Here is a 24397-nt window from a genome sequence, read left to right as displayed (position 1 = left end):
CGGCCGCCGGCCTCATCTCAGGCCTTGCAGGACAGAAACCCTTCGCGGATCGCCTCCGGGTCGAGCTTGCGCCCGATGAAGACGACGCGCGACACGCGCGCCTCGCCGTCCTTCCACGGTCCCTGGAGATCCCCGTCGAGGATCTGATGGACACCCTGGAACACGAAGCGCTGCGGCTCGTCGGGGAAGGCCACGATGCCCTTGCAGCGCAGGATATCCGGCCCCTGGACCTGGGTCAGGGTCGAAATCCACGGCATGAATTTTTCCGGATCCACCGGCCCGTCGATCTTTGCCGAGACCGACTGCATGTCGTCATCGTGGTGATGGTGGTGGCCCTCCTCGAGGAAGTCGGGCTCGATGTCGAGGATGCGCGACAGGTCGAAGGCGTTGCGGTCGAGCACCTGGTCGAGGGGCACGTCGCAGCGGCTGGTGCGGTGGACCTTGGCATAGGGGTTGATCGCGCGGATCAGGCCCTCGACGCGGTCGAGATCGGCGGGCTCCACGAGGTCGGCCTTGTTCAACAGGATCACGTCCGCGAAGGCGATCTGGTTTTTGGCCTCCGGCGCGTCCTTGAGCCGGTCGGCGAGCCACTTGGCGTCGGCCACGGTCACAACGGCGTCGAGGCGTGCGGCCCCGCCGACATCCTCGTCGATGAAGAAGGTCTGGGCGACGGGGGCCGGGTCGGCCAGCCCCGTGGTCTCGACGATGATCGCGTCGAACTTGCCGCGCCGCTTCACCAGCCCGTCCATGATCCGGATCAGGTCGCCGCGCACGGTGCAGCAGACGCAGCCGTTGTTCATCTCGAACACCTCCTCGTCGGCGCCGATGACGAGGTCGTTGTCGATGCCGATCTCACCGAACTCGTTGACGATCACGGCATAGCGCTTGCCGTGGTTCTCGGTGAGGATCCGGTTCAGCAGCGTGGTCTTGCCGGCGCCGAGATAGCCGGTGAGCACGGTGACGGGGATCTTGTCGGAGGCGGGGCGCGCGGTGTCGGACATGGTGGCTCGTCGGGCTGTTGGCGGGCGGACGGTGGATGACCGCGTGCACCTCACGAAACTCCCGATCGAAGGGAGTCTCTCCGCCGGCCGTGACGGCGCGGCGGGAGTTTCATGAGGACACTTAGCGGACCGTCATATTGTGTCATCGGACGCCGGATAGAAGGCATCCCGCATCGAACGCATGGAGCGCTCGCCGCAGCGTCTCGCCATGTCCCGCCTGCCCTTGCTCGGCCTGCCCTTGCCAGCGCAGCTCAAGCTTGGCAGTGCAACCCCTATGGAACGGCTTTCGCCGGGCCTTCGAAAGATGCCGCGGACCTTGCCTTATAGAAGCCGGAACAAGTGGTTCTGTGCATCGCTCGGTGTGGTTCGCTTCGCTGATTCGCGCACGATCGACGACACCCGCGGCACCGTGAGCTTGAGCCTGAGACCGAATGGACGCGCGCACACCCATTGAGCCCGAAGCGGATTCCGCCCGGGACATGTTCGAGGAGACGCGCGAGCGGCCCCGCCGCACGATGCTGAGCCTCGTACTTCTGCTGTCGGTCGTCGTCGTGCTCGTCGCCGCCGTGGCGATCTGGCCGCAGCCGGTGCGAGACCTGGCCGAGAAGGCCGTCGCCTTCGCGCAGGGCATAATGCCCGGCAAGAGCGAGCCCAAGGACGACACCGCCGAGACGGCGAAGGTCAAGAAGGACGCCGCCGCGGGCGAGCGCGTCTTCCGTCCGACCAAGGAGCAGCGCACCGCGCTGGAGATCAAGCCGGTCGCGGCCATCACCTTCCGGCCGGAATACTCGGCGGAGGGCCGCATCGCGGTCAACGAGGACGACAACGTGCCCGTCACCTCGCCCTATTCGGGCCGCGTGACCAAGGTGCTGGCGCGGGCCGGCGACGACGTGAAGGCCGGCCAGGTCCTCCTGACCATCGAGGCAAGCGACATGGTCCAGGCCCAGAACGACTACCAGGGTGCCCTCAACGGCTTGAACAAGGCTCAGGCCCTGTTCAAGCTCGAGCAGAACATCGCCGGGCGCCAGGAAGAACTGTTCAAGGCCCGCGCCACCGCGCTGAAGGACTACGAATCCGCGCAGAACGACGTCATCGCCGCGCAGAGCGACCTCAAGACCGCCGAGGCGACGCTGCAGGCCGGGCGCAACAGGCTGCGCCTGCTCGGCAAGACCGACGAGGAGATCGCGGCCTTCGAGAAGGCCGGCCGCATGACCGCCGAGACCGAGGTGCGCGCGCCGATCGCCGGCACCATCGTCCAGCGCAAGGTCGGCGTCGGCCAGTACATCTCGTCCTCCGGCGACCCGCTTTTCGTGATCGGCGACCTCTCCACCGTCTGGCTCATCGCCAACGTCCGCGAGAGCGAGGTGCCGAAGATCCGCATCGGCCAGGAGATCGACGCCCGCGTCGTCGGCTTCCCGCGCACGATCTTCCGGGCCAAGATCAGCTACATCGCCACCAGCCTCGACGCGGCGACGCGGCGCCTCAGCGTGCGCAGCGAGCTCGACAACCCCGACCGCTCGCTCAAGCCCGAGATGTTCGCGAACTTCACCATCGTCACCGGCGGCGAGCGGTTCTCGCCGAGCGTGCCGAGCGCGGCCGTCGTCTACGAGGGCGACAAGGCGCATGTCTGGGTGTCCCGGGCGGACGGCGCGATCGAGGCGCGGGACGTCCGGCTCGGCCTGACCAACGGCGACAACGTGCAGGTGGTCGAGGGCCTCAAGACCGGGGAGGAGGTCGTCACACGAGGCGCCATCTTCATCGACCGCGCAGCGACCGGCAGCAACGCGTCCTGACGATCGGACCGAGGGCGCACCATGAACAGTCTGATCGTCTTCTCCCTCAAGCAGCGCGTCCTCGTCTTCCTGCTGTTCCTGATGACCCTCGGGATCGGCTACGCGAGCTATCTGCAGCTCAACATCGAGGCCTATCCCGACCCGGTGCCGCCGCTCGTCGACGTCATCACGCAGGTGCCTGGGCAATCGGCCGACGAGATCGAGCGCTACATCACGATTCCGCTGGAGGTGCAGCTCGCCGGCATCCCCAACGCAACGGTGGTGCGGACGATCTCGCTGTTCGGCCTCTCCGACGTGAAGGTGCAGTTCAACTACGAATTCACCTACCAGGAGGCGCTGCAGCGGGTGCTGAACCGCCTGTCGCAATTGCCGGCGCTACCGAACAACGCACAGCCGCAGATCTCACCGACCAGCCCGGTCGGCGAGATCATGCGCTACAAGGTGACCGGCCCGAAGGGTTTCACCCCGACCGACCTCAAGACGCTGCAGGACTGGGTGCTGCAGCGCCGCTTCAAGGCGATCCCCGGCGTCGTCGACGTCACCGCCTTCGGCGGCAAGGCCAAGGAATACGAGATCGCGGTCGACCTCAACCGGCTACAGGCCTACGGCCTGACGCTGGTCCAGGTGATCACCGCGCTCAACAATTCGAGCATCAACGTCGGCGGTCAGACGCTGAACGTCGGCGAGCAATCGGCCGTGGTGCGCGGCGTCGGCCTGATCCGCGACATGGACGACATCCGCGAGACCATGCTCACGCAGGTCAAGGGCGTGCCGGTGCTGGTGCGCCACGTGGCGGACGTGCGCGTGTCCAGCGCGCCGCGCCTCGGCATCGTCGGCCATGACGGCCAGAGCGACATCGTCGAGGGCATCGTCCTGATGAGCCGCGGCGGCGAGAGCCTGCCGACGCTGCGCCGGGTCGAGGCCGAGATCGAGCGGATCAATTCCTCGACGATCCTGCCGCCGGGGGTGAAGATCGAGCGGATCTACGACCGCAGCGGGCTGATCGAGACCACGACCCACACGGTGATGCACAACCTCGTCTTCGGCGTGGTGCTCGTCTTCGTGGTGCAGTGGCTGTTTCTCGGCTCGCTCCGCAGCGCGATCATCGTCGCGGCGACGATCCCCTTCGCGCTGGGCTTCGCCATCGCCATCCTCGTCATCCGCGGCGATTCCGCGAACCTGCTCTCCCTCGGGGCCATCGATTTCGGGCTGATCGTCGACGCGACCGTGATCATGGTCGAGAACGTCTTCCGGCACGTGGCCGAACCCGAGCACAGCGAGGGCCAGACGGCGCCGGGGGGGCTCACCGGGCGTCTCGGCATCATCGGCATCGCCGGAGCCGAGGTGAACCGGGCGATCTTCTTCTCGGCGACGATCATCATCGTCGGCTTCCTGCCGCTCTTCACGCTGACCGGCGTCGAGGGCCACATCTTCGGGCCGATGGCCAAGACCTACGCCTACGCCCTGATCGGCGGCCTGCTCGCGACATTCACGGTGTCGCCGGCGCTGGCCGCGCTGATCCTGCCGAAGCACGTCGAGGAGCGCGACACGCTGATCGTCCGGGCCATGCGCTTCGGCCACGTCATCATCCTGCGCCTCGCCCTGACCCACAAGGTGATGGCGCTCGGCATCATGATCGCGGTGCTGGCGGCGGCCGGCATCGCCGGCAAGACGCTGGGCCTCGAATTTCTGCCGAAGCTTGAGGAGGGCAACCTCTACATCCGCGGCACCATGCCCGGTTCAATCTCGCTGGAGGCCGGCAACGCCTATGTTGAGAAGATCCGCGGCATCGTGCGCGAGGTGCCCGAGGTCGTCACCGTGCTCTCGCACCAGGGCCGCCCGAGCGACGGCACCGACGCCACCGGCTTCTTCAACGTCGAGATCCTGGCGCCGCTGAAGCCCATCGACGACTGGCGCAAGGGCGTCAGCAAGGAAGAGATCATCGCCGACCTGCAGGCCAAGTTCGCAGCCGATTTCCCCGGGATCGAGTTCAACTTCTCCCAATACATCGAGGACAACGTCCAGGAGGCGGCCTCGGGCGTGAAGGGCGAGAACTCGGTCAAGATCTACGGCAGCGACCTCGAGGAGATCACCAAGGCCGCCAACAAGGTCAAGGCGGTGCTCGCCACCGTTCCGGGCGTCGAAGACCTCGCGGTCTTCACCTCGCTCGGACAGCCGACGGTGCGCATCGACGTCGACCGTCGCAAGGCGGCGCGGTTCGGGCTCTCGCCCGGCGACGTGAACACCACCGTCCAGGCCGCGATCGGCGGACAGGCGGCGGGCGACCTCTACGAGTACGGCTCGGACCGGCATTTTCCGATGCGCGTGCGCCTCGCGCCCGAGTACCGCCGCTCGCTGGAGACCATCCGCAACATCACCATCGGCGCCAACGCCCCGAACGACACCGTGGTGCAGGTGCCGCTCTCGGAGATCGCGAGCGTCGACCTCGTCTCGGGCGCGGCCTTCATCTACCGCGAGGATCAGGAGCGCTACATCCCGGTGAAATTCTCGGTGCGCGGGCGCGACCTCGGCAGCGCCGTGATCGAGGCGCAGGAACGCGTCGCCCGCGAGGTCGAGCTTCCGGCCGGCTACCACCTGGAATGGGTCGGGCAGTTCACCAACCTGCAGGACGCCGTGGCCCGCCTGTCCGTGGTGGTGCCGATCACCCTCGCGCTGATCGCCCTGCTGCTCTACGTCAACTTCGCCTCCGTCGTGGACATGCTGCTCACCCTCAGCGTGATCCCGATGGCGATGATCGGCGGCATCTTCGCCCTGGTGTTCACGGGCACGCCGTTCTCGATCTCGGCGGCGATCGGCTTCATCGCGCTCTTCGGCATCTCGACGATGGAGGGCGTGATCCTGCTCGCCTACTACAACCAGCTGATCGAGGAGGGGCAGACGCGCAAGGACGCGGTCTGGAACGCGGCCAACATCCGCATGCGGCCCGTCATGATGACCTGCGTCGCAGCCTGCGTCGGGCTGCTGCCGGCGGCGGTCTCGACCGGGATCGGCTCGCAGGTGCAGAAGCCGCTCGCCCTCGTCGTCGTCGGCGGAATCACGCTGGCGCCGAACCTGATCCTCGTCGTCGTGCCGGTCCTGATCTCCCTGTTTTCGCGCCGGCGCCCCCAGCCGATGGCCGCGGGGCAGGGCGCTCACCGGCATGCAGTCGCGGCCTGATCGGACACGCCCCGTGATGCACCGGCAACAGCCTGACGAAAGGGTCGTGCGTGCGCGAAGCTTCGCGTTGACTCCACCTCCCGGCGAGCGCCTGTGCAGTGCGAATACACGGTGCGGATCGCCGGACGGGGGCATGACGGCAGCCACACAGATCTCGAAGCGCCTGCGCTCGACCGTGGCCGTCCTGGCGCTGGCCGCGGGCCTCGGCGGCTGCGCCGTCGGCCCGGATTTCATGGCGCCGGCCGACCCCGCAGTCGCCGGCTACACCAAGGAACCCCTGCGCGATCCCCGCGCCGCAAGCGGCCTGACCACGCGCCAGGGCGGCTCGGCCGACCAGGACTTCGTCAAGGGCGCCGACGTCTCGGGCCAGTGGTGGACGCTGTTTCGCTCAAAGGCGCTGAACCGCCTCGTCACCGAAGCGCTCGCCAACAACCCGTCCCTCGACGCGGCCCAGGCCGCGCTCCGCATGGCGCGCCTGAACACCGAGGCGCAGCGCGGCACGCTGTTCCCGCAGGTCGGCTTCAACGGCCTCGCCTCGCAGCAGCGGGCGCCGGGCGGCGAGTTGCAGAGCCCACTGAACGACCAGCGCCAGCTGACCTACAGCCTGTTCACGCCGCAGGTGCAGGTCGCCTTCGTGCCGGACGTGTTCGGCGGCAACCGACGGCAGGTCGAGGCCCTCGAGGCCCAGGCCGAGAACCAGCGCTTCCAGCTGGAAGCCGCCTACCTGACGCTGACCACCAACGTCGTGCTCGCCGCGATCCAGGAAGCGTCGCTGCGCGCCCAGATCGACGCCACCAAGAAGGTCATCGCGGCCCAGACCGAGGTGCTCAACCTCTACAACAAGCAGCTGTCCCTCGGGCAGATCGCCGGGGCCGACGTGCTCCAGCAGCAGGCCCAGCTCTCGGTCTCGCAACAGCTTCTGCCGCCGCTGGAGAAGGCGCTGGCGCAGCAGCGCAACCTCCTCACCGCCCTGGTCGGCCGCCTACCGAGCGACGAGGTCTCGGAGACGTTCGCTCTGAACGCGCTTCACCTGCCGACGAAGCTACCCGTCAGCCTGCCCTCCATGCTGGTGCAGCAGCGGCCGGACGTGAAGGCGGCCGAGGCGCAGGTCCAGCAGGCGAGCGCCGGCGTGGGCGTGGCGGTCGCCAACCGGCTGCCGCAGTTTAACATCACCGCCGCCGGCGGATCGAGCGCGGTGCGGATCGCCCAGCTCGCGAGCTCCACCGCGTTCTTCTACAGCGTGGTTGGGTCCGTAGCGCAGCCACTCTTCGACGCCGGCACGCTGTTCCGTCGCCAGCAGGCCGCCGAAGAGGGGCTGAACCTCGCCCAGGCCCAGTACCGCCAGGTCGTGCTCACCGCCTTCCAGAACGTCGCCGACGTGCTGCGCGCCCTGCAATCCGACGCGGACGCCGTCGCCGCCGCCACGGCCGCCGAGAAGGCCACCGGCGACAGCACGGCCCTCATTCGCAAGCAGTTCGAGGCCGGTGCCATCAACAGCGCCCAGCTCCTGATCGGCCAGCAGGCCTATCTCTCCGCCCTAGTGACCTCGGCCACGGCCCGCGCCAACCAGTATTCGGATACGGTCGCGCTGTTCCAGGCGCTTGGCGGCGGCTGGTGGAACCGGGTGGATGTGAAGCCGCCGCGTAAGGACAACGATCCGGCGCCATTCCTATGAAGGATCAGAGGGTAGACCCTCTTTCGGCGTTGCCAGAAAATAGATTTTGTTGAACACTCCTCGCGCATAGCGTGATGGGTAGGCATTCGACCATGGCAGGAAAATCGAAGACGGCGACCATCGATCAGGCGGCATCCAATGACGGCGCCTCGCCCGGCGGCAACCGAGATCGCATCGCGGCGGTCCTGACGCGCGCCAGCGAGAGTGGCCTGACCGCCGGCAAGGGCGGTCGCATATCGGGGCGCGTCTCGCCCGCGCTCATCGAACGCGCGAAGATGCGGACCGGGCTACAATCCGACACCGAACTCGTGGAATTCGCACTGGCGAACGTGGCAGTCGAAGACGATTTTGCGCGCGTATTTCGCGAGTTGCGCGGCACGGTGCCCGCCGACCTGGACCTCGACGTCTAGGGGCATGGCCTTCCGCTTCGAGACGTCCGCACGCGTACGTCGGCACGATCCGAAGTCCACGCTCAGCCGGCGCCCCGACGAAGCGCTGCCCTTCGTCGGGGCGCGGGTCGAGGCAGGGAATGGGCTGCTGCTCGATACCTGCGTCTACATCGACCAGATGCAGGGCAGGACGCCTCAGGTGCTCGACCACTTGATCGCCATCAGGGTCGTGAACCACAGCGCCGTCGCCGTGCAAGAGTTGCTCCAGACCGTCGGTGTACTCGATCCGGGCGACCCGCGCAGCAAAACGGCCATCGCTGCGATCAAGACGGCCGTGGACGCGATGCCACCGCATCGTCTCTTCACGCCCGATCTCGACACCCTGGCCGTGGCAGCGATCTACGCTGGAATTCTCTGCCGGACACAGGGCTACGCCAAGGACGACCGGATGCGGGCGCTTCACGACTGCACGCTGTTCGTACAAGCCATGAGGCTCGGCCTGACCGTCCTCACCCGCAGCGTCCGCGATTTCGATGTCTTGCTGCAGTTACGACCGCGCGGGCGCGTACTGTTCTACCGCTGAGCGGGAATTAGAGCGCTTTCCGACCAAGTGGATACCGGTTGGTCGAAAGAAAGCGCGGCAAAACAAAACCTTAGAGACGCCGAGCCGATGCAATCGGATCGGATACGGCTCTAGCCTCGCGCGGGCCGCAAGCTCTCACCCAGCGCCGTCAACGTATTCCCGAAACCCTTCGCGCCCGCCAGCAACCGTTCCAGCAGCAGCGCCCCCTCCAGCGTGGCGACGACCATCCGCGCGGACGCGGCCGGGTCGACGCTCGCGCGGATGCTGCCGTCGGCGACGCCCTCGGCCAAGACATGCTCCAGCCAGGCGATGTGCTTGTCGAAGAAGCGGGCGACATCCGTCCGCACCGCCTCGGGCAGCGTGTCGAGTTCGACGGCCAGCGCCGCGCAGAGGCAGCCGAGGCCCGTCTCGACGCCGCTGAGGTAGAGCCGGCCATAGGCCTCGATCCGCGAGAGGCCATCCGCGGTCTCGTCGAGGATCGCGGCCAGCGCCTCGTCGTAGCGCGCGTCGTAGGCGGCGACGAGGGCGACGGCGAGGTCTTCCTTCGTGCGGAAATGATGGTGGATGCTCGCCTTGCGGATGCCGACGGCGTCCGCGAGATCGGCATAGCTGAAACCGGAATAGCCGCGGCCCCGCACCAGGGTCTCGGCCTGCATCAGCAATTCGCTGCGTGTGTCCCTCATCGTCTGCCGTCCGTGTTCATCAAGCGCGCTTGATTGTAGATCTTGCCGACCACGGTCGCCGGGCACTTGACCGGAACTCTGGCTACCTACTAAATGGTAGAAAGACAAGACGGAGGAAACGGCAGATGGTCGCGCCCGCATTCGGCGGAACGGCGTTCCGTGCCCAAGTTGCCTCGGGGCTCGCCCGATGAGAGGGGCTGCGAACCGGCGCGAGGCCTTGTTCGGCGGCTTCTGTCTCTGCTGCCTGCCGACGCTGGGGCGCTCGGCCGAAGGCTTCGCGATGGACGAGGTCGGCCCCGGCATCTTCATCCGGCACGGCGTGATCGCCGACGCGAGTGCCGAGAACAACGACGCCATCGCCAATATCGGCTTCGTCGTCGGCAAGGAGTCCGTGCTCGTCACCGAGTCGGGCGGAAGCCTCGTCGACGGGCAGTGGCTGCGCGGCGAGATCCGGAAACGTACGACCAAGCCGATCAGCCACGTCGTTCTCACGCACGTCCACCCCGACCACGTCTTCGGCGCCGCCGCCTTCACTGAGGACAAGCCGGTCTTCATCGGTCACGCCTCGCTCCGCGAAGCCCTCGACTCACGCGGCGAGTATTATCGGAAGCGCCTCGTGGACATGCTCGGCGCCGACAAGGCCGGCAGCGTGGTCTATCCGACCCTCGAGGTGAAGGACGCCGCCGAGATCGATCTCGGCGACCGCAAGCTCAGCTTCCACGCCCACGGCAAGGCGCACACCAACAGCGACCTCTCGATGCTGGATTCGCAGAGCGGTCTGCTGTTTCCGGCCGACCTGCTCTCAGTCGACCGGATTCCCTCGCTCGACGGCAGCCTGCTCGGCTGGTTCAAGGAGATCGAAAAGCTCAAGAGCTTCGGCGCCACGGGCGGCATCCCGGGCCACGGCCCGACGCGGGTCGAGCTGGAGCCGGCCTTCGCGGCCATCACCGGCTACCTCGCAGCGCTACGCGACCAGACCCGCAAGGCCATCGCCGCGGACGTCCCGATCGAGAAGGCCGTGAAGACCGTGGCCATGGACCAGCGGGACAAGTGGCAGCTCTTCGACAACTACAACACTCGAAACGTCACCCAGGCCTACCAGGAACTCGAGTGGGAGTGACCCGCGCGAGCCCGCATCCCCATCGTCGACACTTGCGCTAGATTCGTCAGCAATCAGGAGGACGCCATGAAAGCCTTGATCCTAGCCCTCGGCCTCTCGCTCTCGGTGACGGGGATGGCGCATGCAGCCGGAGCTTCGGACACCGATCAGGAGCGCGTCGCGCGCTGGAACGATCTCAAGAAGGAAATCTTCGCCGGCAAGACGATCGAGCCGAGCGAGACGATGGTCCGGATCGATGCCCCGAAGCGCGCCGAGGACGCCGCGCTGGTGCCGATCACCCTGGCCATGTCCGACAAGGACAAGGTCAAGGGCGTGTCGCTGATCATCGACGACAACCCGACGCCCTATGCCGCCCATTTCATCTTCGGGCCGGCAGCCGACCCCGGCGAGATCAAGCTGCGCGTGCGCGTCAACAACTACACCGACGTCCACGCCGTGACCGAGACCAAGGACGGTAGATTCTTCGAATCGAAGCAGTTCGTGAAGGCGTCCGGTGGTTGCTCGGCCCCAATGGGCATGAGCGACGAGGAAGCCATGAAGGGCATGGGGGACATGCGCCTGAAGTTCGGCGAGGCGACCCCCGGCAAGCCGGCCGAGGCGACCCTGATGATCCGCCACCCGAACTTTTCGGGAATGCAGATGAATCAGGTCAGCCGCGACTACACCCCGGCCCGGTTCATCCAGAAGCTCGATGTGTCGTACGGCGACACGCTGATCTTCCACATGGACGGCGACATCTCGATCGCCTCGAACCCGGTGATCAATTTCGGCTTCAAGCCCGAGGGCAAGGGCCCGATCAAGGTCGTCGCCTCCGACAACCAGGACGGCCGGTGGGAGAAGACCTTCGAAGTGCCGTCGGCGAGCAACTGAGGCTTTCGATGCATCGCTCGCGTCTCGTCCGGCCGCTCGCGCTCGTCGCTCTCGCCGCCTTGCTCGGGGCGGCGGGCCCGGCGGATTCGCCGGTGAACGTGACGGAGCCGGCCGGGCTCTATGAAGGCCCCCAGCACGGCTACACGCCGCCGACCCTCAACGGCGCGACGGTCGTCGACCTCGCCGCCCTCGACAGGCTGATCGCTGCCGACGAGCCTGTGCTGCTCGACGTGGTGCTCGCCGACCGCAAGCCGCAGGGCCTGCCCCCGGGGACGCCCTGGCTGCCCTCGCACCGCTCCATCCCCGGCGCGGTCTGGCTGCCCGGCGCCGGCGTCGTGCCGCTGACGGCCGAGCAGGAGGCGGAATTCCTCAAGCGCATCGCCGCGCTCACCGGCGGCGACAAGGCGAAGCCCATCGTCACCTTCTGCCGGCCGGAATGCTGGGGCAGCTGGAACGCCGGCAAGCGTCTGGTCGAGGCTGGCTACAGCCGCGTGCATTGGTGGCCGCTCGGCGTCGAGGGCTGGCAGGACACGCACGACACCACCGTGGTGAAGGCCGACAAGGCCTGGACCGCCATCGCCAGCGAGAAGGCGACGCCACCGGCCCAGCCGTAACGCTGACGGCCGAGTGGAATGGCTCGAATCGTTCCGGGAAAAGACCCTCTGAGACCGGCGGTGGGGAGCACGTGCCCGGCCCACGGGCAATCCTTACCGTAAGCCTAAAAATTCAGCGATTTCAAAACCATCGCTACAGATATCCTTGTTGACACTCGTCCACTTGTGGCAGAAAAAAGGCTGCCCGGAGACGGACCGAAGTCCAGGGAGGAAACGCTCGTAAAAACGGGCAAGCGGGACGGTTAGCCGTACCACGCATGCGATGCAGGCCTCTCCGGGCCGCTTCCGATCTCAACAGTCCCGGTTCGCGCGGTGCCGCCATCGCGGCCGAACTCGTGTAGAGTGCCGCGCCGTAAGCAACGCCCTCGCGGCGTGACCCGGCCCGACGGGTCCGCGAGGCAGGCGAGGCAGGAGCCCATGTCGCAGTTCAGTCAGTCCCGGCGCGTGCGGGCCGGCGATCTCGCCCGGCGCAAGGCCGAAGGCCGCAAGATCATCGCGCTGACCGCCTACCACGCCCACACGGCGGGCATCCTCGACGCCTATTGCGACTTCATCCTCGTCGGCGATTCCCTCGGCATGGTGATGCACGGCATGGAATCGACCCTGCCGGTCACCGTGGAGATGATGATCGTGCAGGCCCAGGCCGTCATGCGCGGCACCAGCCGGGCTCTGATCGTGGTCGACCTGCCCTTCGGCTCCTACGAGGCGAGCAAGGAGCAGGCCTTCCACACCGCCGCCCGGGTCCTCAAGGAGACCGGCGCCGGCGCGATCAAGATGGAAGGCGGCGCCAAATTCGCCGAGACGGTGGCGTTCCTGGTCGAGCGCGGCGTACCGGTGATGGGCCATATCGGCCTCACCCCTCAGTCGGTGAACACCATGGGCGGCTTCAAGGTGCAGGGCCATACGCCCGAGAGCGCGGAGGCCGTGATGGCGGATGCCGTGGCGATCAGCCGGGCAGGGGCCTTCGCCATGGTGATGGAGGGCATCGTCGAGCCGGTGGCGCGCGCCGTCGCCGCCTCGCCCGAGGTGACGGCCCTCACCATCGGCATCGGCGCCAGCGCCCAGTGCGACGGCCAGATCCTCGTACTCGAGGACATGCTCGGCCTCTCCGACCGCGCCCCGAAGTTCGTGAAGAGCTACGGCGCGCTCCGCGGGCACATCGAGGACGCCGTGAAGGGCTACGCGGACGACGTGCGCGAGGGCCGCTTCCCGGCCCTGGAGCATACCTACCCGCCACGCGGCTGAAATCTTCGCTGCCTTGACGGGCGAGGGCCGATCGGGCATTCACGCGCTCGAATTCCGGCCGGGTTTCAACCCGGCCTTTTGCGTTTCGCCCGAGCGGAATGCGTTCACCCACCGCTTCAGGGGCATAGCGCCATGGCCAAGGCCGTCACCGTCAAGATCAAGCTCATCTCGACCGCCGACACGGGCTTCTTCTACGTCACCAAGAAGAACTCCCGCACGCAGACCGAGAAGCTGACGATGCGCAAGTACGACCCGGTCGTGCGTAAGCATGTCGATTTCAAAGAGACCAAGATCAAGTAATTTTCGGCTTCCAAGCCGTTCGAAGAAGCCGCCCCGTCGCAGGGCGGCTTTTTTCGTTTGGGATCCTGCCTCGAGATTGGCACGAAACAGGTCCGCCGCCGGCCCAGGCGATGGTGCCTTTTCCCGTGCAGGGTGTGGCCTGCCGGTCGTCACGAACCGTGAATCGGCGGGCTCGGCCGGGCGGCGGGTGACGGCCGAGGTTCGGCGGGGTATGTTCGGTAACCAAGAGACGAGGGCGCGCGGTTCGGGGGGAGCCGGTGCGGTCGTTCCCTTCATGCGTTTCTCCGCCCCCACGATTGCCGACAGCGATGCCGTTCTCGATCCTCGATCTCGTGGTGCTCGGCATCGTGGTGATCTCCGCCCTGCTCGCCGCGGTGCGTGGCGTCACGCGCGAAGTCCTCGCCATCGTCGCCTGGGTGGTGGCCGGCGCCGTCGCCTGGACGCTGCACCCGATGCTGCTGCCGACGGTGAAGGAGCACGTCACCAGCGACACCGTGGCGCTCGTCGCCTCGATCGCCGCGATCTTCCTCGGCACCCTCATCGTCGTGTCGATCATCACGGTGAAGATCTCCGACATCGTGCTCGATTCTCGCATCGGCGCGGTAGACCGCTCCCTCGGCTTCCTGTTCGGCGCCGGGCGCGGCTTCCTGATCTGCGTGATCGGCTGGGTGTTTCTGGCCTGGCTCGTCCAGGGCAAGATGCCGGAATGGGCTGCCCAGGCGAAGAGCCGGCCGATGCTGGAAAAAGCCGGCGACACCCTGGTGGCGCAGCTTCCGGCCAACCCCGAAGGCTTCCTGAAGAACCTGCGCAAGCCCAAGGGCGACGGCACCGGCGAGCCCGGCGAACCGCCGGCCGAGACCGAGACCGGCGGCCAGCGCCGCAGCGACGTCGCCCCTGCCACGCCGGCACCGGGACGCTGATCTGCGTGGAACCATTCTTGGTTGCGGGTGCGAGGCCGACTAAGTAGCGCTTCTTGAGCGCAGTCCGGAGCCAGGTTCCGGCAACGAGGATTTCGTATCGGCATGCCTGCACCCGGCGCGAGCGTCCCCGATTCCGAGATCGACCGCGATCCGCTGGGCGAATACGGCGACACGTTGCGCGAGGAATGCGGCGTCTTCGGCATCTTCGGCCACGACGACGCCTCCGCCGTCACCGCGCTGGGACTCCACGCCCTGCAGCATCGCGGCCAGGAGGCGGCCGGCATCGTCTCCTTCGACGGTGCGGTGTTCCATTCCGAGCGCCGCCAGGGCCTCGTCGGCGACAACTTCTCCGACCGCGGCACCATCGAGCGCCTGCGCGGCCGGGCCGCCATCGGCCACGTGCGCTATTCGACCACCGGCGGCACCATCCTGCGCAACGTCCAGCCGCTTTTCGCGGAATTGGCGAGCGGGGGGCTCGCGGTCGCGCATAACGGAAACCTCACCAACGCCCTCTCGATCCGGCGCGACCTCGTGCGCGACGGCGCCATCACCCAGTCGACCTCCGACACCGAGGTGATCCTGCATCTGGCCGCCCGCAGCCGGAAGCCGCGCATCGTCGAGCGCTTCGTCGAGGCGCTGCAGCAGATCGAGGGCGCCTACGCCATCGTGGCGCTCACCAACAAGAAGCTGATCGGCGCCCGCGACCCGCTCGGCATCCGTCCGCTGGTGCTCGGCGAGCTCGACGGCCGCTACATCCTCGCCTCCGAATCCTGTGCGCTGGACATCATCGGCGCGCGCTTCGTGCGCGATGTCGAGAACGGCGAAGTCGTGGTGATCTCCGAGGAGGGCGTCGAGTCGATCCGCTTCGCCGAGAAGCAGCCGATGCGGCCGTGCATCTTCGAGTACATCTACTTCGCCCGACCGGATTCGGTGGTGAACGGCAAGAGCGTCTACGGCATCCGCAAGAACATCGGCCACGAGCTAGCCCGCGAGGCCCCAGCCGACGCCGACATCGTGATTCCGGTGCCGGATTCCGGCGTGCCGGCGGCACTGGGCTTTGCGCACGAGGCTGGGCTGCCGTTCGAGATCGGCATCATCCGCAACCACTATGTCGGGCGCACCTTCATCCAGCCGACGCAGACCGTGCGCGAGCTCGGCGTGCGCATGAAGCACTCGGCCAACCGCGCCGCCGTCGAGGGTAAGCGCATCGTGCTCGTCGACGACAGCCTCGTGCGCGGCACCACCTCGATCAAGATCGTGCGCATGATGCGCGAGGCCGGCGCCCGCGAGGTGCATTTCCGCATCGCCTCGCCACCGATCACGCACCCGGACTTCTACGGCATCGACACGCCGGAACGCGAAAAGCTGCTCGCCGCGACCTACGATCTCGAAGGCATGCGCGACTATATCGGCGCGGATTCCCTCGCCTTCCTCTCGATCCCCGGCCTCTACCGCGCCATGGGCGAGGAGGGCCGTGACGCGACCTGCCCACAATACACCGACCATTGCTTCACCGGCGACTACCCGACCGGCCTGACCGACCTGCAGATCGCCGGGCCGAAGCGGTTCGCGATGCTGGCTGAAGCCGACTGAGCGTCCGATGACGATGACGATCGAAAAACCGCTTGCCGGCCGCGTCGCCGTCGTCACCGGGGCCTCGCGCGGCATCGGCCGTGCCGCCGCGCTGGCACTGGCCGGGGCCGGCGCGCACGTCGTCGCGGTGGCGCGCACGCAGGGCGCCCTCGAAGAGCTCGACGACGCCATCCAGGGCGTCGGGTCGAGCGCCACGCTGGTGCCGCTGGACCTCACCGACTACGACGCCATCGACCGCCTCGGGGGCGCCATCGACGCGCGCTGGGGCAAACTCGACATCGTCGTCGGCAATGCCGGTATCCTCGGCGCGCTGATGCCGCTCGGGCACATCACGCCGAAGGTCTGGCAGCAGACCATCGACATCAACGTCACCGCCAACTGGCGCCTGATCCGCTCCCTCGACCCGCTGCTGCGCCGCTCGGATGCCGGCCGCGCGATCTTCGTGACCTCCGGCGCGGCCCACAAGTGCAAGGCCTATTGGGGCCCGTACTCGATCTCCAAGGCGGCGCTCGACGCCATGGTGCGCACCTATGCAGCCGAGACCGAGACGACGCCGATCCGCGCCATGCTGCTCAGCCCCGGACCGCTCCGCACCGCCATGCGCCGCTCGGCCATGCCGGGCGAGGATCCCGAGACGCTGAAGACGCCCGAGGATCTGGCGCCGCATTTCGTCAGGCTGGCCTCGCCGGACTGGACGGAGTCCGGCAAGATCTTCGATTTTCCGACCGGACAGGTCTTGGCATTTCGGCCGCCCGAGTGATCTGACGGGCAAGGCTGACGCCTTCGGCGCAGCCCCGACCGATCCCCATCATCCTGAGGTGCCGCGCAGCGGCCTCGAAGGAGGGCTCCAGACACCACCGCGATCCCTGGAGCCCTCCTTCGAGGCCTCCGCTTCGCTGCGGCACCTCAAGATGAGGGAATGTGTTGGGGCACCAGGTCGATAACCCCACCCGAGGACCCACCATGATCGACGTCCGCTGCATCTGCGCCATCGGCCAGCGGGGCCAGCTCGGCCTGAACGGCCAGCTTCCCTGGGAGGGCAACACCGATCCGCTCTTCGTCGAAGACGTGACGCGCTTCTTCGCGCTGACCATGGGCCACGTTCTCATCGCCGGCCCCAAGACCATCGGCGCGGTACCCGAATTCGCGTTCAAGGACCGGACCATCGACGTGATCCGCTCGCACGAGGATCCCGAGCAGGTGCTGGCGCGCTATCCCGGCCGGCGCATCTTCGTCGGCGGCGGCATCTCGGTGTGGAACGTATACGCGAAGTACATCCAGCACTGGGACGTCACCCGTCTCCCCTACGACGGCGAGGCGGACCGCTGGTTCGATCCGGCCTGGATGGTGGGTGGCGCGCTGCGGCAAAGCTGAACCGAACCCTCTCCGCACACGTTCACAGAGCCCGGCAAAAGCCGGCCGTCCAGGGGAGGGCGCGCGATGACCGGCCACAGCTACCGTTTCGGCATCGAGGAAGAGTACTTTATCGCCGACGCCGAGACCCGCGGCACACCGCGGCGCTCGGTCAAGCCGTTCCATGTCGAGGCGGCCGAGCGGCTGCCCGAGATCGGCCGCGAACTGCTGCAGTGCCAGGTCGAGGTCTGCACGCCGCCCTCCACCGAGTTCGCGGCCGCGCGCGACGTCCTGCACCGGCAGAGGCGGCAGCTCGGCGAGATCGGACGCGAGCATGGCTTGATGGTCTTCGCCGCCGGCACGCATCCCGTGGCGGATTGGGCGCGGCAGCTGCCGACCAAGGGCGACCGCTATCGCGGCATCCTGCGCGATGTCGGCCTGGCCGGGCGGCGCAGCCTCATCTGCGGCATGCACGTGCATGTGGAGGTCGAGAACCCGGGCGAACGCGTCGGCCTGATGAACCGGCTGCTGCCGTTCCAGCCGCTGCTGTTCGCGCTCTCGGCCTCCTCGCCGTTCTGGCAGGGCAAGCCGACGGGCCTCTCCGCCTACCGCCTCAGCGCTTTCGGGGAATTGCCGCGCACAGGCCTGCCGGAGCTGATCGCCACCGAAGAAGATCACGCCCGCTACGTACGGATCATGGTCAATGCCGGCTCGATCCAGGATGCGAGTTTCCTCTGGTATTCCCTGCGGCCATCGATCAAGTTTCCGACCCTGGAGCTGCGCATAGCCGACAGCTGCACCCGGCTCGACGACGCGCTCACCATCGCCGCACTGTTCCGCTGCCTCGTGCGCCTCGTGGAACGGCGGCCCGACCTCAATGCCGGGCTCACCGGCGTCTCGCGGGCGCTGGCGCAGGAGAACCTGTGGCGGGCGCAGCGCAGCGGCATCGAGGCCGAGCTGATCGACGAGGCCTCGGAGCAGGCCTTCGCCTTCGCCGACACGCTCGACACGGTCCTCTCGCTCATCGCCGAGGATGCCGAGGCGCTGGGCTGCCGCGCCGAGGTCGAGGGTGCCCACCGCATCCTGCGCGAAGGCACCAGCGCAGACCGCCAGATTGCGACCTTCGAATCGGCCCGCGGCGGCGAGACCAGTAATCGCCAGGCCCTCGATGCGGTGGTGGACTGGCTCGCGGAGACGACGCAGGGAATCTGATCCGCGCTATCCACACCCACGAGCGCCGAGGCAGGTCGAATTCTTGCCCCGGCGTTCCAATCTTCAGCTTGGCCATTGAGACCGCGCCCACAGGCTCCTAGCACCAACGAACGGCCCGAACTTCGTTCAAATCAGAGGCCGGTCACACGTGCCTTGGGGCTACCATGAAGAAACTTCTGTTTTCCGCTAAAGGCCGGATTGGCCGCGGCCAGTTCTGGAAGGCGAACATCCTGCTGATGCTGGCGATCCTGGCCATCGGGCTCGCGGTGAATCTAGCCATCGCCCAGTTGATTCCCAATCAGACGGACGAGGCCGGCAACTACTCGGTGAACGGCGCCGCCGCGGTTCCGTTCATCCTCGTCAACCTAGTCTTGTTCGTCGTTCCGGCCTGGGCCGGCATCTGCCTCGGCATAAAGCGCTACCATGACCGCAACAAGCCGGGCGTCTGGCTGCTGATCATGTTCGTGCCGTTCATCGGCGGGATCTGGTACTTCATCGAGACCGGCTTCCTGCGCGGCACCATCGGCCCGAACCAGTTCGGCCCCGACCCGGTCCCGAATGCCGGCGTCGCCACGCCGATCACCTACTCGGCCGCCTGATCGAGACGACCGATCGGCCGGAGTTGTTCCGGCCGATCGAACGATGGCTGCGGTCACGCGAGCAACTTCACCAGGTTGTAGATGCTCAGCGCGGAGATCAGCACGCCGACAATGATCATCAGGGCGCGGGTCGGCAGCTTGCTGCAGATGAACGCTGCGATCGGTGCTGCGAACAGGCCGCCGATCACCAACCCGGCGATCGTCGTCCAATGCGTGAGCCCGCCGAGCAGGGCGAACGACAATCCCGTCGACACCGCGATGAAGAACTCGGCCGCGTTGACCGAGCCGATGGTCGTGCGCGGGTCCTGCCCGCTGCCGACGAGCGAGGTGGTGACGACCGGCCCCCATCCCCCGCCGCCCACGGCGTCGACGAAGCCGCCGGTGAGGGCCAGCGGCGCCACCAGGGTCGGCGGCTCGGTGCGGATGCGGATCGTCCGGAACGCCTTGATCAGGATGTAGACGCCCATCAGCAGGAGATAGGCCGTGATGAACGGCTTGATCGTGCCCCCGTCGATCGACGTGAGGATGTAGGCGCCGAGCACGCCGCCGATCACGCCGGGGATCACGAGGCGCTTGAAGAGGTCGTTGTTGACGTTGCCGAGCCGCCAGTGCGAGGCGCCGGAGAAGGCCGTGGTGAACACCTCAGCGATATGCACCGAGGCGGAGGCTGCAGCGGGGGGCACGCCCGTCGAGAGCAGGAACGTGGTCGAGGTGATGCCGTAGGCCATGCCGAGTGCACCGTCGACAACCTGCGCGACGAGGCCGACGCCCGCAGCGGTCCAGAAACCACGCGTGGACAGGCCCTCGCGGGCCGCCGCGAGCACGGCGCCCCAGTCGCCGTCGGCGTAGAGCTGAACCAGAAACACCGCGGCGCCGAGGCCGACCAGCGCGGCGAGCGATCCGCCGACCAGAAGCGCGAGCGTGCGGGGGTCGATACGCCCGGTCACCTGCGGCGACGCGGCGGAAGTCTGTACGGCCATGGAAAAATCACCTTGGTAGCAGGCTCGATGCTACGGATTTTCCCAATCAGAACAAGAACTTGCTTTCCCAATGATTCCCCCGCGCCGGAGAAGCCCGTTCCCTTCCGTCCCTGGATCGGAGATGCGGCTTCTCCCCGGCCCGGGATCGGGCGTTCAGCCCTTGTCGAACGGGTTCTTCGTCGTCCGCAACGAGAGCCGGATCGGCGTGCCGGGCAGCTCGAACGCCACGCGGATCTCGTTGACGAGATAGCGCGTGTAGGATTTCGGCAGCGCGTCGAGCTGGTTGCCGAACAGCGCGAAATGCGGCGGCCGGGCCTTCACCTGGGTGGCGTAGCGGATCTTGATGCGCCGGCCCGAGACCGCGGGCGGCGGATTGCGCCCGGTGGCGCTGCTCAGCCAATCGTTGATCTTCGAGGTCGAGACGCGGCGGCTCCAGACTTCGGCCGCCTCCGTCACCGCCTGCATCAGCTTGTCGAGGCCTTCGCCCGCGAGGCCGGACAGCGGCACCACGGCGACGCCGCGCACCTGCGGCAGCAGGCGGGTGCAATCGGCTCTGAGTTCCTTCAGCAGACCCGGCTGGTCGGCGACGAGGTCCCACTTGTTCAGGCCGATCACCAGGGCGCGGCCCTCGCTCTCGATAAGGTCGACGATGGTGAGGTCCTGCTTCTCGAACGGGATCGTCGCGTCGAGCAGGATCACGACCACCTCGGCAAAGCGCACGGCGCGGATGCCGTCCGAGACCGCGAGCTTCTCGAGCTTGTCCTCGATGCGGGCGCGGCGGCGCATGCCGGCGGTGTCGTGCAGCTTGATCCGCTGGCCGCGCCACTCCCAGTCGAGCGAGATCGAATCGCGGGTGATGCCGGCTTCGGGGCCGACGAGCAGGCGCTCCTCACCGAGCATGCGGTTGATCAGCGTGGACTTGCCGGCATTCGGGCGGCCGACGATGGCGACGCGGAGCGCCTTGCCGCGGGGATCGCCGTCATCCTCGTCGTCCTCGTCCGGCTCCGGCAGCACCTCCTGCAGGGCGCTGTGGAGCTCGCCGACGCCCTCGCCATGCTCGGCGGAGAACGGGATCGGATCGCCGAGACCGAGGGAGAAGGCGTCGTAGGCGCCGGTCAGCCCATCCCGGCCCTCGGCCTTGTTGGCGACGAGGATCACAGGGCAGCCTGAGCGGCGCACCATCTCGGCGAAGGGCCGGTCGGCCGGGAGGATGCCGGCGCGGGCATCGATCACGAACAGCACGACGTCGGATTCGACGATCGCGGCTTCCGTCTGCAGGCGCATGCGGCCGGTGAGCGAGTCGGCGGCCGCGTCCTCCAGCCCGGCGGTGTCGATCACGCGGAACTTGAGGCCGCCGAAGGCGACGTCGCCCTCGCGGCGGTCGCGGGTGACGCCGGGGCGATCGTCGACGAGGGCGAGCTTGCGGCCGACCAGCCGGTTGAACAGGGTCGACTTGCCGACGTTCGGGCGGCCGACGATCGCGACTGTCGGCAATTCCATGGTGGTTTCAGTCTTCTGGTGTTGAACGTGCGAAACCGTCAGTCCGGGGCCGCGCAGCGGAACCCGGAACCCGCGATCGAGAACTGCGCAGTGCGCGGCATCTCGCGTGGGTTCCGGGTTCTCGCCTGTGGCGAGCCCCGGAATGACGGCAAAGGATCGTATCGCTGCCGCTGCTATGTCAGAAAGCGACGGATTGAGCCATGGCGTGGTCAGCGGGTCATCGGCGGGGGCGCTGCGGCGTCGGGCTTGGCCTCGATCACGGTGACCGGGCCGCCGGAGACCAGCGCCTCGTAGACCTCGACCCGCTGGCGCAGGCCCTGCGGGGTCTCGGCGTCGCCCGCGATCTGGTCGAACCAGCGGCCGGCGGCCTCGTATTCGCCCCGTCGCAGCGCGGCGAGACCGAGCATCTCGCGGGCGGTGTGGCGGAAGGCGCCGGTCGGCGCGGCGAGACCCTGGAGACTCGTCAGCGCCGGGGCGGGATCGGCCGCGTCGAGGCGAATCAGGCCGGCGCGCAGCCGCGCGAGATCGCGCAGGCCGTCGCCGAGGCTCGTGTCGGCCGCGAGCTTTTCGTAGTCGGCGGCCGCGGCGGGGGCGTCGCGCTTAGAGAGGTCGGCGGCAGCGCGGAAGCGGGCCAGGATCCTGTAGCCGCCGGGGCCGTCCTTGCTCAGGGCCTCGAAGGCCTTGTCGGCCTCGGGGCCGCTGCCGCCGGTGGCGAGCTTGGTCGCCGTGTCGAATTGCGCGGAGGCGGTCTCGGCCCGCACCAACTGGTCGTGCTGCCAGTAGCGCCAGCCGCCGACGCCGGCCGCGATCAGCACCGCGGCGGCGATGATCAGCGCGCTATAGCGCCTCCAGATCGCGGCGATCTGGTCCCGGCGATAGTCTTCGGCGACCTCGCGAAAGAACTCGTTGTTCTCGGCCATTCCGTTCCGGACGCCCCTTTCGGGCGATGCCCGCCTCAACCCGTCTCAAGGGGGCGCGCCTAGCACGGCGGCCCGGCTTTGGCGAATGCGGAATCGGTCAGGCCTGTCCCGGCCAGGCCGCGACGCCGATCAGGATCGGATGCAGGAAGCGCGCGAAAAGGAACCACACGGCCGTTCCCGCCACCACGGCGACGATGTCCCGGGTCCAGCCGGCAGGCGCGGGTTTTGGGAGTTTGCGCGCCGGCTCGTCGGCGCGGCGCTTGAGGCTGATCCGGGCCGCCACCGCCCAGGCGAGGAAGCCGCCGAACAGCAGGATCGAGCCGAGATCGCCGTTCGCCAGCAGATGCGCCGTCGCCCAGATCTTGATGGCGAGCAGCATCGGGTGCTTCACCGCCGCCTGGATGTGGCTCGGCCGCGGCCCCATCGCCGCGAGGCTGATGAAGGCGAACAGCGTCAGCGTGAGCGCGAGATGGCGCGTCCAGACCGGCGGATTCCAGACCGGGATCATGCCCTCGGCCCGGTAGCGGCCGAACCCGTAGATCATCAGCGCGAAGCCGAGCAGCGACAGAATCGTGTAGCCGAGCTTGTAGCGGTTCTCGCCGACACGGCCGATCATCTCCGCGCGCCGGCTGCGGATCATCGTGAAGGCATGCGTGCCGAGAAACAGCACGAGGCCGAGGATCAGGATCGCCATGGTCTTCCCGGAAAAGTCGTCGAATCCGCGAGGACCGGTCGCCGTAGGGACCGGACGCGAACACTCTATAACGATTCAAGACTGGTTTTTTCAGGCGATGTCCAGGCCGCTCCGATGATCCCACGCATCCTGCTCGCCCTCCTGGCACTCGCCGACACCGCTCGCGCGGCCGGCGAGCCGCCGCTCTCGGCGCTGACGCTGGTCGGGCCGCCGATTCCGGTCTTCGTCGCCGCGCGCGATGCCTGCGACGGCGCCGACGTGCCGGACGCCCCCGCCCGCGCCTTTCGCGACGCGACCGGCGCTGTGGCCCTGTTCGGCCTGCATTACCGCAACCGGGCCCTGCGCGGCCCCGACCTGGACCACCTGAAGATCGACTGCCGCGTCGTCCTCGAATCCGGCGAAAACCCCGATCCCGCCGCCTACGACGACCGCTCCTGGATCACCGCCACCTGGACCGAGGACGGCAAGACCGTCGCCGCGCTGCTGCACCACGAATACCAGGCCGACAAGCATCCGGGCCGCTGCCGCTCCAAGGTCTACATGGAGTGCTGGTACAACACCGTCCTCGGCGCGAGTTCGACGGATGGCGGCCTGACCTTCACCCGAAAGACCCCGCCGGCGGTGGTGGCCGGCCCGCCCTTCCGCCAGGAGGTCGACCAGGGCCGGCACCGGGGCTTCTTCAACCCCTCCAACATCTTTGCTGACGGCCGCTACCGCTATGTCTTCGCCTCGACCACGGGCTGGGACCGGCAAGCCGCGCAGACCGGCAGCGACCAGCCGCACGGCGTCTGCCTGTTCCGCACCGAGACCCCGGCCGACCCGTCGAGCTGGCGCGCCTGGACCGGCACCGGCTTCACCGCCGCCTTCCCCGACCCGTACCGGCCCGGCCCGAAGCGCACCGACACCTGCAAGCCGATCGCCCCGTTTCCCGCCCCCGTCGGCTCCGTCGTCCGCCACCGCGCCAGTGGCGCCTTCATCGCGGTGTTCATGGCCAAGACCGGCGACGGTTTCTCAAAGTCGGGCTTCTACTGGACGACGTCTCGCGACCTTCTGAGTTGGGACGTGCCGCGGCTGCTGCTGGCTGGGGCGACGCTTTACGATGATCCGTGTGGGGCGGCGGGTGGGCTGATCGCTTATCCGGCGTTGCTCGATCCAGCGGCGCGGGGGCGGAATTTC

Annotated in this window: 23 protein-coding genes; 17 read left to right on the top strand and 6 right to left on the bottom strand. The window is 67.8% G+C overall.

What is annotated here, in order from left to right; genetic code table 11:
* Positions 1-17 precede the first annotated feature (17 nt).
* Positions 18-1001: a GTP-binding protein gene (locus tag FV217_RS10445; protein WP_147817121.1), complete on the bottom strand. Its 984-nt coding sequence runs from the start codon at positions 999-1001 to the stop codon at positions 18-20.
* A 431-nt stretch (positions 1002-1432) separates the two neighbouring features.
* Between FV217_RS10445 and FV217_RS10440 the strand changes: the two genes are divergently transcribed.
* The 5 genes from FV217_RS10440 (at position 1433) to FV217_RS10420 (ending at position 8618) form a co-directional block, all read left to right on the top strand.
* A complete protein-coding gene (locus FV217_RS10440) occupies positions 1433-2794 on the top strand; it encodes an efflux RND transporter periplasmic adaptor subunit (RefSeq protein WP_246682759.1) in 1362 nt (453 codons plus the stop codon).
* Positions 2795-2815: 21 nt separating this feature from the next.
* Positions 2816-5971 (top strand): CusA/CzcA family heavy metal efflux RND transporter, encoded by a 3156-nt coding sequence (locus FV217_RS10435; protein WP_147817120.1) that lies wholly within the window; start codon positions 2816-2818, stop codon positions 5969-5971.
* 133 nt (positions 5972-6104) lie between these two features.
* Positions 6105-7646 (top strand): efflux transporter outer membrane subunit, encoded by a 1542-nt coding sequence (locus FV217_RS10430; protein ID WP_147817119.1) that lies wholly within the window; start codon positions 6105-6107, stop codon positions 7644-7646.
* Positions 7647-7738: 92 nt separating this feature from the next.
* Positions 7739-8056 (top strand): hypothetical protein, encoded by a 318-nt coding sequence (locus FV217_RS10425; protein ID WP_238232201.1) that lies wholly within the window; start codon positions 7739-7741, stop codon positions 8054-8056.
* 4 nt (positions 8057-8060) lie between these two features.
* Positions 8061-8618: a type II toxin-antitoxin system VapC family toxin gene (locus FV217_RS10420; protein WP_147817118.1), complete on the top strand. Its 558-nt coding sequence runs from the start codon at positions 8061-8063 to the stop codon at positions 8616-8618.
* A 110-nt stretch (positions 8619-8728) separates the two neighbouring features.
* On the opposite strand, the gene FV217_RS10415 is transcribed toward FV217_RS10420, so the two are convergent.
* On the bottom strand, positions 8729-9301 hold the full coding sequence (locus tag FV217_RS10415; protein WP_147817117.1) for a TetR/AcrR family transcriptional regulator: 573 nt from the start codon (positions 9299-9301) through the stop codon (positions 8729-8731).
* A gap of 187 nt (positions 9302-9488) precedes the next feature.
* On the opposite strand from FV217_RS10415, the gene FV217_RS10410 reads away from it, so the two are divergent.
* The 11 genes from FV217_RS10410 to FV217_RS10360 all read left to right on the top strand — a co-directional run bounded on the left by FV217_RS10410 (position 9489) and on the right by FV217_RS10360 (position 19127).
* Positions 9489-10421 (top strand): quinoprotein relay system zinc metallohydrolase 2, encoded by a 933-nt coding sequence (locus tag FV217_RS10410; RefSeq protein WP_147817116.1) that lies wholly within the window; start codon positions 9489-9491, stop codon positions 10419-10421.
* A gap of 66 nt (positions 10422-10487) precedes the next feature.
* On the top strand, positions 10488-11291 hold the full coding sequence (locus FV217_RS10405; RefSeq protein ID WP_147817115.1) for a quinoprotein dehydrogenase-associated SoxYZ-like carrier: 804 nt from the start codon (positions 10488-10490) through the stop codon (positions 11289-11291).
* Between the two features lie 8 nt (positions 11292-11299).
* Positions 11300-11905: a rhodanese-like domain-containing protein gene (locus tag FV217_RS10400; protein WP_147817114.1), complete on the top strand. Its 606-nt coding sequence runs from the start codon at positions 11300-11302 to the stop codon at positions 11903-11905.
* Between the two features lie 417 nt (positions 11906-12322).
* Positions 12323-13150: a 3-methyl-2-oxobutanoate hydroxymethyltransferase gene (gene panB, locus FV217_RS10395; RefSeq protein ID WP_147817113.1), complete on the top strand. Its 828-nt coding sequence runs from the start codon at positions 12323-12325 to the stop codon at positions 13148-13150.
* A gap of 132 nt (positions 13151-13282) precedes the next feature.
* The gene (gene rpmG / locus FV217_RS10390) at positions 13283-13450 is read left to right on the top strand and encodes a 50S ribosomal protein L33 (protein WP_147075972.1); all 168 of its coding nucleotides are present in this window, start codon (positions 13283-13285) and stop codon (positions 13448-13450) included.
* A 308-nt stretch (positions 13451-13758) separates the two neighbouring features.
* Positions 13759-14370, top strand: a complete 612-nt coding sequence (locus FV217_RS10385; RefSeq protein ID WP_147817112.1) for a CvpA family protein — start codon at positions 13759-13761, stop codon at positions 14368-14370.
* Positions 14371-14472: 102 nt separating this feature from the next.
* A complete protein-coding gene (gene purF / locus FV217_RS10380) occupies positions 14473-15963 on the top strand; it encodes an amidophosphoribosyltransferase (protein WP_238232203.1) in 1491 nt (496 codons plus the stop codon).
* Between the two features lie 13 nt (positions 15964-15976).
* Positions 15977-16723: an SDR family NAD(P)-dependent oxidoreductase gene (locus tag FV217_RS10375; protein WP_147817138.1), complete on the top strand. Its 747-nt coding sequence runs from the start codon at positions 15977-15979 to the stop codon at positions 16721-16723.
* A 203-nt stretch (positions 16724-16926) separates the two neighbouring features.
* The gene (locus FV217_RS10370; protein ID WP_147817111.1) at positions 16927-17337 is read left to right on the top strand and encodes a dihydrofolate reductase; all 411 of its coding nucleotides are present in this window, start codon (positions 16927-16929) and stop codon (positions 17335-17337) included.
* 66 nt (positions 17338-17403) lie between these two features.
* Positions 17404-18528, top strand: coding sequence for a carboxylate-amine ligase (locus tag FV217_RS10365; RefSeq protein ID WP_147817110.1), 1125 nt, complete (start codon positions 17404-17406; stop codon positions 18526-18528).
* A gap of 164 nt (positions 18529-18692) precedes the next feature.
* A complete protein-coding gene (locus tag FV217_RS10360; RefSeq protein WP_147817109.1) occupies positions 18693-19127 on the top strand; it encodes a DUF805 domain-containing protein in 435 nt (144 codons plus the stop codon).
* Positions 19128-19180: 53 nt separating this feature from the next.
* On the opposite strand, the gene FV217_RS10355 is transcribed toward FV217_RS10360, so the two are convergent.
* The 4 genes from FV217_RS10355 to FV217_RS10340 all read right to left on the bottom strand — a co-directional run bounded on the left by FV217_RS10355 (position 19181) and on the right by FV217_RS10340 (position 23221).
* A complete protein-coding gene (locus tag FV217_RS10355; RefSeq protein ID WP_147817108.1) occupies positions 19181-20107 on the bottom strand; it encodes a sulfite exporter TauE/SafE family protein in 927 nt (308 codons plus the stop codon).
* A 153-nt stretch (positions 20108-20260) separates the two neighbouring features.
* On the bottom strand, positions 20261-21607 hold the full coding sequence (gene der, locus FV217_RS10350; RefSeq protein ID WP_147817107.1) for a ribosome biogenesis GTPase Der: 1347 nt from the start codon (positions 21605-21607) through the stop codon (positions 20261-20263).
* A 209-nt stretch (positions 21608-21816) separates the two neighbouring features.
* Positions 21817-22527 (bottom strand): tetratricopeptide repeat protein, encoded by a 711-nt coding sequence (locus tag FV217_RS10345; protein WP_147817106.1) that lies wholly within the window; start codon positions 22525-22527, stop codon positions 21817-21819.
* Positions 22528-22624: 97 nt separating this feature from the next.
* Positions 22625-23221 carry an NnrU family protein gene (locus FV217_RS10340; RefSeq protein ID WP_147817105.1) on the bottom strand — a complete coding sequence of 199 codons (597 nt, stop codon included), beginning with the start codon at positions 23219-23221 and terminating at the stop codon, positions 22625-22627.
* A 114-nt stretch (positions 23222-23335) separates the two neighbouring features.
* Here FV217_RS10340 and FV217_RS10335 point away from each other — a divergent pair.
* Positions 23336-24397, top strand: a 1062-nt coding sequence (locus tag FV217_RS10335; protein WP_147817104.1) for a hypothetical protein, incomplete at its 3' end; no start/stop codon positions are given.

Source organism: Methylobacterium sp. WL9 (genome assembly GCF_008040035.1).
GTDB classification, from domain to species: Bacteria; Pseudomonadota; Alphaproteobacteria; order Rhizobiales; family Beijerinckiaceae; genus Methylobacterium; species Methylobacterium thuringiense.
The sequence above is the reverse complement of the archived record's forward strand: the minus strand, read 5'-3'. Positions and strand labels throughout refer to the sequence as shown.

Bases quoted from the DNA above. Each gene is read 5' to 3' on its own strand.
- FV217_RS10345 (WP_147817106.1), bottom strand. From the start codon at position 22,527: ATGGCCGAGAACAACGAGTTCTTTCGCGAGGTCGCCGAAGACTATCGC.
- FV217_RS10360 (WP_147817109.1), top strand. From the start codon at position 18,693: ATGAAGAAACTTCTGTTTTCCGCTAAAGGCCGGATTGGCCGCGGCCAG.
- FV217_RS10445 (WP_147817121.1), bottom strand. From the start codon at position 1,001: ATGTCCGACACCGCGCGCCCCGCCTCCGACAAGATCCCCGTCACCGTG.
- panB (WP_147817113.1), top strand. From the start codon at position 12,323: ATGTCGCAGTTCAGTCAGTCCCGGCGCGTGCGGGCCGGCGATCTCGCC.
- FV217_RS10430 (WP_147817119.1), top strand. From the start codon at position 6,105: ATGACGGCAGCCACACAGATCTCGAAGCGCCTGCGCTCGACCGTGGCC.
- FV217_RS10425 (WP_238232201.1), top strand. From the start codon at position 7,739: ATGGCAGGAAAATCGAAGACGGCGACCATCGATCAGGCGGCATCCAAT.
- FV217_RS10400 (WP_147817114.1), top strand. From the start codon at position 11,300: ATGCATCGCTCGCGTCTCGTCCGGCCGCTCGCGCTCGTCGCTCTCGCC.
- FV217_RS10375 (WP_147817138.1), top strand. From the start codon at position 15,977: ATGACGATCGAAAAACCGCTTGCCGGCCGCGTCGCCGTCGTCACCGGG.
- FV217_RS10440 (WP_246682759.1), top strand. From the start codon at position 1,433: ATGGACGCGCGCACACCCATTGAGCCCGAAGCGGATTCCGCCCGGGAC.
- FV217_RS10410 (WP_147817116.1), top strand. From the start codon at position 9,489: ATGAGAGGGGCTGCGAACCGGCGCGAGGCCTTGTTCGGCGGCTTCTGT.
- FV217_RS10370 (WP_147817111.1), top strand. From the start codon at position 16,927: ATGATCGACGTCCGCTGCATCTGCGCCATCGGCCAGCGGGGCCAGCTC.
- der (WP_147817107.1), bottom strand. From the start codon at position 21,607: ATGGAATTGCCGACAGTCGCGATCGTCGGCCGCCCGAACGTCGGCAAG.
- FV217_RS10405 (WP_147817115.1), top strand. From the start codon at position 10,488: ATGAAAGCCTTGATCCTAGCCCTCGGCCTCTCGCTCTCGGTGACGGGG.
- FV217_RS10355 (WP_147817108.1), bottom strand. From the start codon at position 20,107: ATGGCCGTACAGACTTCCGCCGCGTCGCCGCAGGTGACCGGGCGTATC.
- FV217_RS10385 (WP_147817112.1), top strand. From the start codon at position 13,759: ATGCCGTTCTCGATCCTCGATCTCGTGGTGCTCGGCATCGTGGTGATC.
- FV217_RS10415 (WP_147817117.1), bottom strand. From the start codon at position 9,301: ATGAGGGACACACGCAGCGAATTGCTGATGCAGGCCGAGACCCTGGTG.
- rpmG (WP_147075972.1), top strand. From the start codon at position 13,283: ATGGCCAAGGCCGTCACCGTCAAGATCAAGCTCATCTCGACCGCCGAC.
- FV217_RS10340 (WP_147817105.1), bottom strand. From the start codon at position 23,221: ATGGCGATCCTGATCCTCGGCCTCGTGCTGTTTCTCGGCACGCATGCC.
- FV217_RS10435 (WP_147817120.1), top strand. From the start codon at position 2,816: ATGAACAGTCTGATCGTCTTCTCCCTCAAGCAGCGCGTCCTCGTCTTC.
- FV217_RS10420 (WP_147817118.1), top strand. From the start codon at position 8,061: ATGGCCTTCCGCTTCGAGACGTCCGCACGCGTACGTCGGCACGATCCG.
- purF (WP_238232203.1), top strand. From the start codon at position 14,473: ATGCCTGCACCCGGCGCGAGCGTCCCCGATTCCGAGATCGACCGCGAT.
- FV217_RS10365 (WP_147817110.1), top strand. From the start codon at position 17,404: ATGACCGGCCACAGCTACCGTTTCGGCATCGAGGAAGAGTACTTTATC.